Source organism: Streptomyces sp. CBMA291 (assembly GCF_014596525.1).
In the GTDB taxonomy this organism is placed as follows: Bacteria; Actinomycetota; Actinomycetes; order Streptomycetales; family Streptomycetaceae; genus Streptomyces.
The window spans coordinates 44,809-59,259 of the sequence record NZ_MSJP01000091.1 but is presented as its reverse complement, the minus strand read 5'-3'; the positions used below and the strand labels follow the sequence as shown (position 1 = coordinate 59,259).

General features: G+C 75.0%; 9 protein-coding genes and 1 pseudogene. 7 read left to right on the top strand and 3 right to left on the bottom strand.

Annotated elements, in window-relative coordinates:
* Together BU197_RS22005 and BU197_RS22000 are read right to left on the bottom strand one after the other, a co-directional pair.
* A pseudogene (locus tag BU197_RS22005) lies at positions 1-136 on the bottom strand (oligopeptide/dipeptide ABC transporter ATP-binding protein); the annotation flags it as partial.
* Between the two features lie 889 nt (positions 137-1,025).
* Positions 1,026-2,372: an SWIM zinc finger domain-containing protein gene (locus BU197_RS22000; protein WP_223183640.1), complete on the bottom strand. Its 1,347-nt coding sequence runs from the start codon at positions 2,370-2,372 to the stop codon at positions 1,026-1,028.
* 161 nt (positions 2,373-2,533) lie between these two features.
* On the opposite strand from BU197_RS22000, the gene BU197_RS21995 reads away from it, so the two are divergent.
* The 6 genes from BU197_RS21995 (at position 2,534) to sucD (ending at position 10,372) form a co-directional block, all read left to right on the top strand.
* Positions 2,534-2,947 carry a hypothetical protein gene (locus BU197_RS21995; protein ID WP_188270027.1) on the top strand — a complete coding sequence of 138 codons (414 nt, stop codon included), beginning with the start codon at positions 2,534-2,536 and terminating at the stop codon, positions 2,945-2,947.
* A gap of 128 nt (positions 2,948-3,075) precedes the next feature.
* Positions 3,076-4,233, top strand: coding sequence for an ATP-binding protein (locus BU197_RS21990; protein WP_223183639.1), 1,158 nt, complete (start codon positions 3,076-3,078; stop codon positions 4,231-4,233).
* A complete protein-coding gene (locus BU197_RS21985) occupies positions 4,230-6,599 on the top strand; it encodes a DUF5682 family protein (RefSeq protein WP_223183638.1) in 2,370 nt (789 codons plus the stop codon). Before BU197_RS21990 ends, BU197_RS21985 begins: the two co-directional genes overlap by 4 nt.
* Positions 6,596-7,855 carry a VWA domain-containing protein gene (locus BU197_RS21980; protein WP_188270026.1) on the top strand — a complete coding sequence of 420 codons (1,260 nt, stop codon included), beginning with the start codon at positions 6,596-6,598 and terminating at the stop codon, positions 7,853-7,855. The genes BU197_RS21985 and BU197_RS21980 overlap by 4 nt, the downstream gene beginning before the upstream one ends.
* A gap of 432 nt (positions 7,856-8,287) precedes the next feature.
* Entirely contained in the window at positions 8,288-9,466 is a 1,179-nt protein-coding gene (gene sucC, locus BU197_RS21975) for an ADP-forming succinate--CoA ligase subunit beta (protein WP_188270025.1), read from the top strand.
* A gap of 21 nt (positions 9,467-9,487) precedes the next feature.
* Positions 9,488-10,372 (top strand): succinate--CoA ligase subunit alpha, encoded by an 885-nt coding sequence (gene sucD / locus BU197_RS21970; RefSeq protein WP_188270024.1) that lies wholly within the window; start codon positions 9,488-9,490, stop codon positions 10,370-10,372.
* Positions 10,373-10,473: 101 nt separating this feature from the next.
* On the opposite strand, the gene BU197_RS21965 is transcribed toward sucD, so the two are convergent.
* Positions 10,474-11,898: a sigma factor-like helix-turn-helix DNA-binding protein gene (locus tag BU197_RS21965; RefSeq protein WP_411158516.1), complete on the bottom strand. Its 1,425-nt coding sequence runs from the start codon at positions 11,896-11,898 to the stop codon at positions 10,474-10,476.
* 185 nt (positions 11,899-12,083) lie between these two features.
* On the opposite strand from BU197_RS21965, the gene BU197_RS30660 reads away from it, so the two are divergent.
* Positions 12,084-14,450 carry a DUF6350 family protein gene (locus BU197_RS30660; RefSeq protein ID WP_317453402.1) on the top strand — a complete coding sequence of 789 codons (2,367 nt, stop codon included), beginning with the start codon at positions 12,084-12,086 and terminating at the stop codon, positions 14,448-14,450.
* Position 14,451: the final 1 nt, after the last annotated feature.

The following is a 14,451-nucleotide window of genomic DNA, read 5'->3' as shown; positions in this document are numbered from 1 at the left end:
GCAGGGGCACTTCCAGGGCGCAGCGCTCCTGGGCCTTCCAGCAGCGGGTGCGGAAGCGGCAGCCGGAGGGGATGTTCGCCGGGGAGGGGACGTCGCCGCTGAGGATGATCCGCTCGCGGTGGGCGCGGGCTCCGGGGGCGGCGCGGCGGGTCCGGGCCGCAGCCCCGCCCTGCGCCGTACGGTGTGCACGGCGGCGGCGTCGAGCAGCGCACCCGGCAGGTCCGCGCCACTGAGCCAGGAGCCTTCGGTGACCCTGATGGCCCCGGAGTCCCCTCTGGCCCTGGGATCCCCTCCGGGCTCCGTGAGCCCTTCGAGCCCGGAGTCCCCTCCGGGCCTGGAGACCTCTCCGGCCCTGGAGTCCCCTCCGGGCCCCGTGACCTCTCCGAGCCTGAAGGTCCCCGAGTCCCCTCCGGACTCAGAGACCCCGGTCACCCCGGCGAGCCGGCTGAACCCGGTCACCCCGAACGCCCCGCCGAGCCCGGCGGGGACGCGCCGGTCGGTGCCGAGCAGCGCGGCGGCCACCAACTCCTCCCAGGTGGGATCCCCGAAGGCTTTCCCCTCACACTCCCGATCCACCTCTCGGCTCTGGCCCTGCCCCTGCCCCTGCCCCTGCCCCTGGCCTTGGCCCTGGTCCTGGACCCGCCCACGCCCGGGTTCCGGCCCGAGTTCTTGCTCGTGCCCCCGCCCCCGCTCCCGCCCTCGCTCCCGCTCCTGCTCCCGATCGCGCATCTGCCCCTGCCTCCCTCCCTGCCTCCCTCCCTGCCCCCTTCCCTGGCTTCGGCCTTGGCCCTGCACCGAGCCCTCCACCAAGCCCCGTTCCTGTCCCTGCTCCCGTCCCTCCGGGTGTTCGGAGTCGGAGGGGCTCGGCAGTGTGGTGTGCTCCGCGAGCGGTGTGCTCGTGTCCGTCTGCATCCGTGCCTCCGGTCGATGGGGGTCGGTACCGCCGGCGCGACGGGCCCGGCCGGTGGAGCACGTCCGGTCGGCGGGACGGGCGCGGTCGCCGGGGGCGGCGCGGTCGGCGGAGGTCATATGAGGGGGACCGTCTCGTCCGGGGTCTCGGGCGACCAGGCGGCGAGCGGGGTGAAGCCCCGGTGCCCGCACTCGCCGAAGACGGTCAGGGGCGCGCCGCCCGACAGGGCGACGAGACGCCAGAGGCCGGGGCGCGACTGGGCGCCGGACGTCAGGGGAAGCGCCTCGCGGCCGTCCGCGTCGGCGAGCTGCCAGCCGTACTCCGCGCGCGTCGGGACGACCCCGCTCAGCGTCACCGGCCAGGAGTCCAGCCACGGGTCCTCGCGCAGCGCCCCGCCGTACGCGTCGAGTGCCGCGCCGACCGGGCCGCCCGGGGGCGGGGTCACGGGCGTGGCGACCGGGACGAAGTGCCCGCCCGGCTCGGCCCGCAGCTGACCGGCGCCCGCGTGCGGGGTCAGCTCGCCGTCGAACACCGCGCCCACCGGGAGCGCCGGCGGGGGAGTCCGGCCCGCCGCCCCGTACGACAGCAGGAGCGCGGTCCGGCCGCTCGTCGTGCCGTGCAGCCAGACGCGCCGGGTGGTCAGCCGGGCGTCCCCCACGTCGTACTGGGCGAGGACGAGCCAGTGATCGCGCACCGGCTCGCCCTCGGCCGGGGCGGTGAGGCCCACCCGGGTCCGTACCGTCGTCGCGAGCGGCGCGGGCAGCCGGTCGGCGCCGAGCCACGCGCGGTCCAGGAGGTGGGTCAGGGCGCACTCCTCCAGGAGGCGCACCGGCCAGCCGGGGCCCGAGCCCGGTATGGCCCCCAGCTCCCGGACCCGGCCCGCGAGGCCCGGTGCCTGCGCGTCGACCATGCGGGCGGCGGTCTCCTCCCACAGTCCGTATCCCGGCTGTCCGGCCGCCGCGAGGCCGCCGCGCAGCAGGTCGGCGAGGCGCTGCTCCAACTCCCGGGCCCCTGCGGTGATCCGCCCGGCCCGGCGCGCGGATCTGCGCCGCGCGGCCTCCGGGTCCGCCGGGCCCGCGACGGCGCCGTCCCCGGCCGCGCGGTCCGGCCCGGCGGCGCTTCCACGGCGTGCCGCGAGCCACTGTCCGGCCCAGTCGGGCGCGGTGGACTCCTCGAACAGCGACTCGTCCGAGGCCCGGAGCAGCAGCAGGCCCAGCGCGTGCTTGCAGGGGGTCTTCCGGCTCGGGCAGCCGCAGTGGCAGGCGGGGCCCGTGGTGTCGACGACCGTCCGGTAGGGCGTACCGCCGCTGCCCTCGCACAGGCCCCAGACGGCCCCCTCGCCACGCCCCGTGCCCGACCACGGTCCGGCCGTGCCCAGCTTGCTTCCCGCTCTGCGCGACGCTTCGTCAGGAGCCAGTGCCAGCACCTGTTCAGCCGTCCGGAGCACCCCCATGCCATTCATGTCCTCGACGGTAGGGGCAGCCACTGACAACGGCCCTGGAGAGGGAGTTGGGCCGAAGAGGCGAGCCGAAGAAGACGAATTCGTATACGATTTGACTTTACAGTCCCTTTAAGATTGCCTGCGCGGACCAACTGTTTCACCTCGCGTCCAGGGGGACCCCCATGAAGCGCACCTTCCGCACCGCCGTCTCGGCCCTCGCCGGCACCGGCCTCGCCCTCGGCCTCGGCGCCTGCTCCGCGACGACGGAGGAAGCCGTCGACAAGGTCGACAAGTCCGTGAGTGCGTCCTACGAGGTCACCTACGAAGTCACCGGTACGGGCATCGAATCCATCGACTACCACGCCGGTGACGGCACCGCGATGGTGCCGAAGGTCGAGTCCGAGAAGAACCCCACGACACCGTGGAAGAAGACCGTGAGGCTCAAGGGCATCATGCCGCCGGCCGTCATGCCCGTCTCCCCGGAACCCGCCGACCTCACCTGCAAGGTCGTCTACGAGGGCAAGGTCATCAAGGAGGCCAAGGCCGAACAGGCGATGGCGGGCGGCTGCGTCGCCGTGTCGCCCGTCGTGGGCTGACCCTCCCTCACCCCTCCCTCGCCCCGCATCACCCCCTCAACTGCCCCTGACCAGCGGAGACATCCGATTGTCAGTGGCATGGTGCACGGTGGATCACACAGCAGGTCGAACGATCTGGAGGGGGATCCATGCCCGTGCCCGAAACCATCACGCAGCCCGGTTCCGGTGTCGAGACGGACACCGGACCGGGACGGCCGCAGACCGCGCCCGAGGCCCTGCGACCGCACGCCGAGCACGCCTTCGCCGACGAACTCGCCGCACTCGCCGCCGCCGACGACCGGCCCCGCCCCGCCCGCTGGCGCCTCTCACCGTGGGCCGTCGCCACCTATCTCCTCGGCGGCACCCTCCCCGACGGGACGGTGATCACGCCCAAGTACGTGGGCCCGCGCCGCATCGTCGAAGTCGCCGTCACCACCCTCGCCACCGACCGGGCCCTGTTGCTCCTCGGTGTGCCCGGCACCGCCAAGACCTGGGTCTCCGAACACCTCGCCGCCGCCGTCAGCGGCGACTCCACCCTCCTCGTCCAGGGCACCGCCGGGACCCCGGAGGAAGCCATCCGGTACGGCTGGAACTACGCCCGGCTCCTCGCCCACGGGCCCAGCGGGGACGCCCTCGTGCCCAGCCCCGTCATGCGCGCCATGGCCCGGGGCTCCATCGCCCGCGTGGAGGAACTCACCCGCGTCCCCGCCGACGTACAGGACACCCTCATCACCGTCCTGTCCGAGAAGACCCTTCCCGTCCCCGAACTCGGCGAAGAGGTCCAGGCCGTCCCCGGCTTCAACCTCATCGCCACCGCCAACGACCGCGACCGGGGCGTCAACGAACTCTCCAGCGCGCTGCGCCGCCGCTTCAACACCGTGGTCCTGCCGCTGCCCGCCACCCCCGAAGCCGAGGTCGACATCGTCGCCCGCCGGGTCGCACAGCTCGGCCGCTCCCTCGGCCTGCCCGCCGCCCCGGCCGGAACCGACGAGATCCGACGGGTCGTCACCGTCTTCCGCGAGCTGCGCGACGGCGTCACCACCGACGGCCGCACCCGCCTCAAGTCCCCCTCGGGCACGCTCTCCACGGCCGAGGCCATCTCCGTCGTGACCGGCGGACTCGCCCTCGCCGCCCACTTCGGCGACGGCGTCCTGCGCCCCGCCGACATCGCGGCGGGACTGCTCGGCGCGGTCGTCCGCGACCCGGCGGCCGACCGGGTCGTCTGGCAGGAGTACCTGGAGACGGTGGCCAGGGAGAGAGACGGCTGGAAGGACTTCTACCGCGCCTGCCGCGAGGTGAGCGCATGACGCCCACCCCCACGGCGGACGCCACCCCCACGGCGGACGCCGCCCGGACGCCGGACGCCGCCCGGACGCCGGACGCCGCCCGGACGCCGGGCACCGGCCGGACAGCGGGCCCCGCCGCCGGGCCCCTCGTGCTCGGCGTACGGCACCACGGCCCCGGATCGGCACGCGGCGTACGGGCCGCCCTGGAGGCGCGGAACCCGGCAGCCGTGCTCGTCGAAGGGCCCGCCGAGGCCGACGCCCTCGTGGCCCTCGCCGCCGACCCCGGCATGCGTCCCCCGGTCGCCCTCCTCGCCCACGCCGTGGACGACCCCGGGCGGGCCGCGTTCTGGCCCATGGCCGAGTTCTCGCCCGAGTGGGTCGCCATCCGCTGGGCCCTCGACCGGGGCGCCGCCGTCCGCTTCATCGACCTGCCCGCCACCCACACCCTCGCCGCCGCCGACCCCACCTGGGACGACAGCGAGGACATGGTCTCCGGCAGCGGTCCGCGCGTCGACCCCGTCGCCGAACTCGCCAGGGCCGCCGGATACGAGGACGCCGAGCGCTGGTGGGAGGACGCCGTCGAACTGCGCGGCGACACCGGCCCCACCGCCCCGTTCGAAGCGCTCGCCGAAGCCATGGGCGCGCTCCGCGAGGCATACGGACACGGCGGCCACCCCCGCGACCTCGTCCGCGAGGCCTACATGCGGCTCCGGCTCAAGGCCGCCCGCAAGGAGTTCGGGGACGCCGTCGCCGTCGTCTGCGGCGCCTGGCACGTCCCCGCCCTCACCCGGCGGACCACCCTCACCGCCGACCGGGCCCTGCTCAAGGGCCTGCCCAAGGTGAAGACCGAGCTGACCTGGGTCCCCTGGACCCACCGCAGACTCGCCCGCCGCTCCGGATACGGCGCGGGAGTCCAGGCCCCCGGCTGGTACGCGCACCTCTTCAGCGCGCCCGACCGGCCCGTCGAGCGCTGGATGACCAAAGTCGCCCGGCTCCTCAGGGACGAGGACCTCCCCGTCTCCTCCGCCCACGTCATCGAGGCCGTCCGGCTCGCCGAGGCCCTCGCCGCCCTGCGCGGACGGCCGCTCCCCGGCCTCGACGAGACCACCGACGCCGTCCGCTCGGTCCTCTGCGAGGGCTCCGACGTGCCACTCGACCTCGTACGGGACCGGCTCGTCGTCGGAGACGTCCTCGGCGCGGTGCCGGACGGCGCCCCCGCCGTCCCCCTCCAGCGCGACCTGACCCGCCGCCAGCGCACCCTGCGCCTCCGGCCGGAGGCAGAGGAACGCGCACTCGACCTCGACCTGCGCAAGGAGACCGACGGCGAGCGCAGCCGACTGCTGCACCGGCTGCGGCTCCTCGGCGTCGCCTGGGGCACCCCGGACGCGGGACGCGCGGGCACCGGCACCTTCCGGGAGACCTGGCGGCTGCGCTGGGAACCCGAGCTGCACGTCCAGGTCGCCGAAGCCGGAGTCTGGGGCACCACCGTCGAAGCCGCCGCCACCGCCAGGGCCCACGCCCTGGCGGAGGCGGCCACCGGCCTCGCCGACACCACCGCCCTCGCCGAGCGCTGCCTGCTCGCCGGGCTCACCGAGGCCCTGCCCGTCGTGATGCGGACGCTCGCCGACCGCGCCGCCCTCGACACCGACGTCGCCCACCTCGCCCGCGCCCTCCCGGCCCTCGCCCGCGCCCTGCGCTACGGCGATGTGCGCGGCACCGACACGGCCGCCCTCGCCGAGGTCGCCACCGGCCTCGCCGAGCGGATCTGCGTCGGCCTGCCACCCGCCTGCACCGGACTCGACGCCGACGCCGCCGCGACCATGCGCGAGCGGATCGACGAGGTCCACCAGGCCCTCGGCCTGCTGCCCGGCGCGGCGGGCACGGCCGACCGCTGGGCGGGCGTGCTGCGCCGCCTCGCGGACCGCGACCGCGTACCCGGCGCCCTGCGCGGCAGGGCCGCCCGGCTCCTCCTCGACGAGGGCCGGATCGCCGACGACGAGGCGGCCCCGCTGATGAGCCGGGCCCTCTCGCCCGCCACCCCGCCCGCCGACGCCGCCGCCTGGATCGACGGCTTCGTCGGCGGGGCCTCCGGCGGGGGACTGCTCCTCGTCCACGACGAGCGGCTCCTCGGCCTGGTCGACAGCTGGCTCACCGGGGTGCCCGCCGAGGCGTTCACCGACGTCCTGCCGCTGCTGCGCCGGACGTTCTCCGGATACGAGCCGGGCGTCCGCCGCACCCTCGGCGAGCTGGTCGCCCGGGGCCCCGGCGACCGGCCCGCGCCCTCCGCCCCCGGTGTCCCCGGCTTCGGCCCGGACCTCGACCGTCCCCGCGCCGACGCCGTCCTGCCCCTCCTCCACCTCGTCCTCGCCCGGGAGGCCACGCCATGACCAAGACCGCCGCCCCCGGCCACCGGCCCCCCACCCCGGGCCCCGGCCCTGCCACCGGGCCCGCCCCCGCCTTCGCGACCCCCACACCGACCTTTTCCGCCCCCTCCCCGGCCTCCCCGGCCTCCGCCGCCGACGAGCGGGCGCGGCGGTGGCGGCTCGTCCTGGGCGGCGGGGAGGCCGAGGGGACCGGGTGGCGGCTCGAAGGCGGCGACATCGGGATGGACGGGGCCCTCGACGCGCTCTACGGGCGCACCGGACAGGGCAGGGAGCGTGCGGCGGGGCTCGGCGCCTCCGCGCCCTCCGTCGCCCGCTGGCTCGGTGACATCCGTACGTACTTCCCCGGCTCCGTCGTCCAGGTCATGCAGCGCGACGCGATCGACCGACTCGGGCTCGCCACCCTCCTCATGGAGCCGGAGATGCTGGAGGCGGTCGAGGCGGACGTGCATCTCGTCGGCACCATCCTCTCCCTCCACCAGGCCATGCCCGAGACGACCAGGGAGACCGCCCGCGCCGTCGTCCGCGAGGTCGTCGACGAACTGGAGAAACGCCTCGCCGGAAGGACCCGCGCGACCCTCGGCGGCGCCCTCGACCGGTCCGCCCGGATCAGCCGGCCCCGCCACCGGGACATCGACTGGGACCGCACGATCCGCGCGAACCTCGGGAACTACCTGCCCGAGCACCGCACGGTCGTCCCCGAGCGGCTCATCGGCCATGGACGCGCCTCCCGGGCGCTCCGCAAGGAGGTCGTCCTCTGCGTCGACCAGTCGGGCTCGATGGCCGCGTCCGTCGTCTACGCCTCCGTCTTCGGCGCGGTCCTGGCGTCGATGCGGTCCCTGGACACCCGGCTCGTCGTCTTCGACACCACCGTCGTCGACCTGACCGACCGGCTCGACGACCCCGTCGACGTCCTCTTCGGCACCCGCCTCGGCGGCGGCACCGACATCAACCGCGCCCTCGCCCACTGCCAGTCGAAGATCACCCGCCCCGCCGACACGGTCCTCGTCCTCGTCAGCGACCTGTACGAGGGAGGCATCCGCGACGAGATGCTGAAGCGGGTGGCGGCGATGCGGGACTCGGGGGTGCGGTTCGTCGCGCTGCTCGCGCTCTCCGACGAGGGCACTCCGGCGTACGACCGCGAGCACGCGGCGGCCCTCGCGGCGCTCGGCGTCCCGGCCTTCGCCTGCACCCCCGACCTCTTCCCCGAGGTGATGGCCGCCGCCCTGGAGAAACGCCCGCTGCCGATACCCGCCGACTGACCGCACCGCGGCCGATCCGCCCCTCCCGCACCGGCCCCTCGTACGGATTCCGTCGTCCGGGGACCACCCGCTCGGGTGCGCAGGAGGGGACTGAGTCCCATATCACACCCCCCTCAAGGCCCGCCCGAGTTGCTGCTCCGGCGGGTCGCGAGGGGTCGGGAAGCCGTGCCGCGCCTGACGTGCGGGGTGCCCGGCCGCTCGCCCCGCCCCCTACGGAGGGCCCCTCCGGGGATACGGTCTGTGACCCGTATCACCGCCCGGTTGCGATCTGCGATTTAGGGACCCGTGGCCCACGGAGATACGCTGCGAGACGGACATGCCGCGTCCACGGACACCGTGAACGCCTCCCTTGTGACAGAGCAGTCACGTTGCCCGTCGCGGCACGCCCACGCAGACAACGAACCGCGATCATCAGAAAAGGGACGGACGCGCGTGGACCTGTTCGAGTACCAGGCGAGGGACCTCTTCGCCAAGCACGGTGTACCGGTGCTGGCCGGTGAAGTCATCGACACGCCTGAGGCGGCGCGCGAGGCCACTGAGCGTCTTGGCGGCAAGTCCGTCGTCAAGGCTCAGGTGAAGGTCGGCGGCCGCGGCAAGGCGGGCGGCGTCAAGCTGGCCGCCACCCCCGACGAGGCCGTCGCCCGTGCGACGGACATCCTCGGGATGGACATCAAGGGCCACACGGTCCACAAGGTGATGATCGCGGAGACCGCTCCGGAGATCGTCGAGGAGTACTACGTCTCGTACCTCCTCGACCGCACCAACCGCACCTTCCTCGCCATGGCGTCCGTCGCCGGTGGCATGGACATCGAGGAGGTCGCCGCGACGACCCCCGAGAAGCTCGCGAAGGTGCCGGTCGACTCCAACAAGGGCGTCGACATCGAGAAGGCCCGCGAGATCGTGGCCCTGGCGAAGTTCCCGGCCGAGGTGGCCGAGAAGGTCGCCGAGGTCCTCGTGACCCTGTGGGCCACCTTCGTCGCCGAGGACGCGCTCCTCGTCGAGGTCAACCCGCTGGCCAAGGTCGCCTCCGGTGACATCCTGGCCCTCGACGGCAAGGTCTCCCTCGACGAGAACGCCGACTTCCGCCAGCCGGAGCACGAGGCGCTTGAGGACAAGGCCGCGGCCAACCCGCTGGAGGCCGCCGCCAAGGCCAAGGGCCTCAACTACGTCAAGCTCGACGGCGAGGTCGGCATCATCGGCAACGGCGCCGGTCTGGTCATGTCGACCCTGGACGTCGTCGCGTACGCCGGTGAGAACCACGCCGGTGTGAAGCCGGCCAACTTCCTCGACATCGGCGGCGGCGCCTCCGCCGAGGTCATGGCGAACGGCCTGGAGATCATTCTGGGCGACCCGGACGTCAAGTCCGTGTTCGTCAACGTCTTCGGTGGCATCACCGCCTGTGACGAGGTCGCCAACGGCATCGTCCAGGCTCTGGAGCTGCTCGCCGCCAAGGGCGAAGAGGTCAGCAAGCCGCTGGTCGTGCGCCTCGACGGCAACAACGCGGAGCTGGGTCGCAAGATCCTGTCGGACGCCAACCACCCGCTCGTGCAGCGCGTGGACACCATGGACGGCGCGGCCGACAAGGCCGCCGAGCTCGCGGCTGCGAAGTAAGGGACAGGGGAAACCACAGCCATGGCTATCTTCCTCAACAAGGACAGCAAGGTCATCGTCCAGGGCATGACCGGTGCCACGGGCATGAAGCACACCAAGCTCATGCTGGGTGACGGCACCAACATCGTCGGTGGCGTGAACCCGCGCAAGGCCGGCACGTCCGTCGACTTCGACGGCACCGAGATCCCGGTCTTCGGCACCGTCGCCGAGGCGATGAAGGAGACCGGCGCCAACGTCTCGGTCCTCTTCGTGCCGCCGGCCTTCGCCAAGGCCGCCGTCGTCGAGGCGATCGACGCGGAGATCGCCCTCGCCGTCGTCATCACCGAGGGCATCGCGGTCCATGACTCCGCCGCGTTCTACGCGTACGCCGTGGAGAAGGGCAACAAGACCCGCATCATCGGCCCGAACTGCCCCGGTCTCATCACTCCGGGCCAGTCCAACGCCGGCATCATCCCGGGCGACATCACGAAGCCGGGCCGCATCGGCCTGGTCTCGAAGTCCGGCACGCTGACGTACCAGATGATGTACGAGCTGCGTGACATCGGCTTCTCGTCCGCCGTCGGCATCGGTGGCGACCCGGTCATCGGCACCACGCACATCGACGCCCTGGCGGCCTTCGAGGCCGACCCGGAGACCGACCTGATCGTGATGATCGGCGAGATCGGCGGCGACGCCGAGGAGCGCGCGGCCGACTTCATCAAGGCCAACGTCACCAAGCCGGTCGTCGGCTACGTCGCGGGCTTCACCGCGCCCGAGGGCAAGACCATGGGCCACGCCGGCGCCATCGTCTCCGGCTCCTCCGGCACCGCCCAGGCGAAGAAGGAGGCCCTTGAGGCCGCGGGCGTCCAGGTCGGCAAGACGCCGACCGAGACGGCCAAGCTGGCGCGCGCGATCCTCGCGGGCTGAACCGGCCTCACCGCCGGCGGCCGCCAGTAGCCGCACGAGAGGGCCCCGCCCCCGCCCGGTCACCCCGGGCGAGGGCGGGGCCCTCTCGCATGCCCGAGGGCCTATTCGGCGCTCGGGACCAGGCGCTCGGGGCCCGGGTTCGGCTCGGAGCGCAGCTTGTCGCGGAGTTCCACGTCCTCCGGGCCCAGCTTCGGCGGGCCGCCGCGCACGGGCACGCCGTTGACGGTCTCGCCGGGGGCGTTCACCGGGATGTAGCGGGCCGGGGCGGTCGCCGCGGTGAAGCCCGTGACGCCGATGAGGACCGCCGTCATCCCCAGGACCGTCCGCGTCCAGGTCCGGGCCCGGCGCTCGCCGCCCGCCCGCACCGAGCGGGCCGTCGGGAGGGACGTCTCGGGCGCCTCGGCGACCAGTTCGCTCAGCCGCCGGTGCAACTCCCCGGGGTCGGCGAGTTCGGGCACCCGCTGCCCGAGGACGGTACGGGCGTGCAGCAGCCGGTTGGCGGCGGCGGGCGTGCTGGCCTCGGTCTCGGCGGCCGTCTCCGGCAGGTCCAGGCCGAGCCCCTCGTACAGCAGGACGGTGCGGCGGTACGGCGGCGGCAGTTCGAGGAGCGCGTCGAGCAGCGCCCGCCGGTCCGCCTCCGCGGGCGGCGCGTCGGGGTGCTTGTGGACGCGGCGCAGCCGGTGCCAGGGGGAGAGGGCGTACTCGTGGGCCGCCGCCCGCACCCAGCCCACCGGGTCCGCGTCGACGGCGACCTCGGGCCAGTGCTGCCAGGCGTGCTGGAAGGCCCGCTCGACGGCCTCGCGGGAGAGCCGCCGACGCCCGGTCAGCAGATGGGTCTGGTGGACGAGCCCGGTGGCGGCGTGCGCGTAGAGCGCGTCGAAAGCCCCCTCGGGTGTCAGTACGGGCCCGGCGGAGGCGGGCAGCGGCTCCTCCTCGGGCGCCGCCGCCACCGGTTTCCGCCGCTCCTGCTGCTTCGGGGCACCCTTGCGGGCGGGACCCGGCGCGATGGCGGGCGCGGGCGCGGGGGCCTTCGGCGGCCGGGCGGCCCGCTTGGCGGCGGCCCGGGGGCGTACGCCAGCGGATTCGACGGCTTGCGTCCGAGCGGGTGATTTCGTCTGCGTCTGGGGCTGGGCCCGGGTCTGCGCCTGGGGCCGAGGGGGCGTCGCTGCCTGGGCCTGGGCTTGTGCCTGGGGCAGGGGCAGGGGCTGAGCTTGGGCCTGCGCTTGAGGCTCAGGCACCTCAGACACCTCAGACACGTCAGACACGTCAGGCACCTCAGGCGACACCTCAGGCACCTCGGACGATGCGGACGGTGCAGAGGATGCGATCAGGTGGCCCGGCGTGGGCTCCGGCGGGTGGTCGGTCCGCTCCTCGGGGGCGGGCGCGCCGAGCAGCAGCGCCGTGTACGCCTCGCGCTTGCGGCCCCGGGGCGCCGTACGCCCCGTCTCCCACGCCCTGACCGTGGCCTTCGTGATGCCCATGGCCTCGGCTACCTGCTCCTCGCTCAGAGCGAGGGCTTCACGCAACCTGCGCCGCTCCTTGGGGGTCGGCAAGCTGACGTCGGACGAGGAATCACCGCTGCTCCGGCTCATCGGCGTCGACCTCCCGCAGAGCTGCTGTGGGCGAAAAAGTACATAAACGTATCTTGAGCGACACAACGGAGGTTTGCCTGTTACGCGGCAAAAGCGCGTGTCGTTGGCAGCATGACCCCGTGACCCATGTGACCGAGCATTCGTCGGCCCAAGGCGGTCGGTCCGCCGCGCTCGCCACCGCCTGTGCCCGGGGCGGGGTCGCCGCCGGACTCGGCCTCGGCGCCCTCGCCGTCCTGGTGGTCGCCGCCTGGATCAGCTCCCCGTATCCCGACGGCGGTCCCGCCGGGGCCCTGCATCTGATCGCCGGGCTCTGGCTGCTCGCCCACGGCGTCGACCTGGTCCGTATGGACACCCTGAGCGGACTGCCCGCGCCCCTCGGCGTCACGCCGATGCTCCTGACCGCGCTGCCCGTCTGGCTCGTCCACCGCGCCGCCCGCGACACCCTCGCCCGGCGCAAGGCCGACCGGCCCGCCTTCTCGCCCGGCGGCGCGGCCGGAGCGGTCTCCGGGGGATATCTGCTGGTCGCGGCCGTGGTCGTGGGCTACACACAGAGCGGCCCGCTGCCCGCCGTCCGGCTCACCGCCGTGCTCTGGCTGCCCGCCGTCGTGGTGGGCGCGGCGGGCGCCGGGGTCTGGACCGCGCTCGGCCGCCCGCTGCCCGGCCGGCCCGAGGCGGCCGTCGCCCTGCGCGCGGCGGTCCTCGGCCTCGGGGCGCTCCTCGGCGGTGGCGCGCTCGTCGCCCTGGTCTCACTGCTCTGGCACGTGGGCCGCGCGCAGACGGCGTACGCCGGGCTCGCGGGGGAGTGGTCGGGGCGGGTGACCCTCCTGCTGCTCATCCTGGCGCTGCTTCCGAACACGGCCGTCTGGGGCGCCGCGTACGGGCTCGGGCCGGGGATCGCCCTCGGCGCGGGCGCGCTCGCCACTCCGCTCGGCCTCGTCGGGGATCCGGCCGTGCCGCCGTTCCCGCTGCTCGCCGCGGTGCCCACCGAGGTGCGGGGCTCCTGGCCGCACTGGGCGGCGGTGGCCGTCCCGCTGGCCGCCGCGCTTCTCCTGGGCCGGTACGTGGGGCTCGCCGCGCGGACCTGGGCGGCCCGGGACACGGCCCTGATCGCGATGGGCGCGGCCGGGGGATGCGGGGTGGTCTTCGGGGTCCTCGCCTGCGCGGCGGGCGGCCCGCTCGGCGGTGGCCGGCTCGCGGACTTCGGCCCGGTGTGGTGGCTGGCGGGCTCGGCGGCGTTCCTGTGGGGCGTCTGCGTGGGCGTCCCGGCGGCCCTGGTCGCCCGCGCCTGGACCCGCCGGACCCCCCGCCCGCCGAGGCCGCCTCGGGGATGGACGGTGACGCGGCCGTGGGCGGGGCTGGTCCCGGGACTTCGACGGTGGCGGGAGCGGGACGCGGGGGGCGGCGCGGTTCCGGGGCCCGGTACGGGCTCGGATTCCGGTGTACGGGCGGGGCTCGGTACGGGCCCGGGGCCCGGTCCCGGTACGCCCGTCGGCTCGCCGACCGGGCCGGGCGCCGGTGGGGGAGCGGGCCCCGGTTTCGGTCCGGCGGCGCGGAGTGCGGCCGGTACGGCGGCGGGGCCGGGCCTCGGCCCTGCTCCGGCCCTCGGCCCGACGGGCGGCCCCGTGGCGGTCCCGGGGCCGGGAACGGCCACGGGTACGGGCGTGGTCGCGGCCGTCGACACTCAGATCGAAGCCGGTACGGCGACGGGGGTCGTCCCGGGGGCCCGGACCGGCGAGGGGGCCGGTACGGCGGGTGGACTCGCGGACGAGCCTGGCCCGGTCGACGCGTCCACCCTGACCGGGCGGGAGTCAGTGCCCCTCCCGACCGGGCGGGAGCCCGCGTCCACCGCGACCGAGCGGGAGGAGCCCGCGTCCGCCCTGACCGAGCCGGAGCCCGCGTCCACTCCGACCGAGCCGGAGCCCGCGCCCGGCCGGAGACGGGCGTTCCCGCTCAGTCCGCTGCGGGCGCTGAGATCGGTGCTCGGCCGGAGGCCCGCCCTCGGCTCCGGGACGGTGCCGGAACCCGACGGAGCGGAGAACGAAGGGGCCGAAGGGGCGCCGGACCCGTCCGGCACGGGGGAGCCAGACGGCACTGAGGGGCCCGGTCACGGGGTGACACCCGGCTACGGGCTTGACGCCGGTCCCGTGCCCGGCGAGCCCGAGCCGCGTGAAGCGACCCGGTCGGGCCGCGTACCCCAGCCGTCCCCCGCACCCGACCCGACCAACGGCCCCGACCCGATCCCTGGTCCCGAACCGGTTTCCGGTCCCGAACCGGCTTCCGGGCCCCCGCCAAGCCACGCGGCCGCCCCCGAGGGACCGTCCGAGGGCGCCCATCGCCTCGACGAACCGGCCGAGGAAGGCCCCGGCCCCGATGAACCGGCCGAGGATGTCGTCTTCGAGCCGTACGACTATCTGTCCGGCGACTGGGATTCCTCGCCCCGGCTCCCCGGGGAGCCGGGGGGCTCCGACCGGCGGCGGTCCTTCTGAG

Coding starts and splice junctions, on each gene's coding strand:
- BU197_RS22000 (WP_223183640.1), bottom strand. CDS start 2,372: ATGAATGGCATGGGGGTGCTCCGGACGGCTGAACAGGTGCTGGCACTG.
- BU197_RS21995 (WP_188270027.1), top strand. CDS start 2,534: ATGAAGCGCACCTTCCGCACCGCCGTCTCGGCCCTCGCCGGCACCGGC.
- BU197_RS21990 (WP_223183639.1), top strand. CDS start 3,076: ATGCCCGTGCCCGAAACCATCACGCAGCCCGGTTCCGGTGTCGAGACG.
- BU197_RS21985 (WP_223183638.1), top strand. CDS start 4,230: ATGACGCCCACCCCCACGGCGGACGCCACCCCCACGGCGGACGCCGCC.
- BU197_RS21980 (WP_188270026.1), top strand. CDS start 6,596: ATGACCAAGACCGCCGCCCCCGGCCACCGGCCCCCCACCCCGGGCCCC.
- sucD (WP_188270024.1), top strand. CDS start 9,488: ATGGCTATCTTCCTCAACAAGGACAGCAAGGTCATCGTCCAGGGCATG.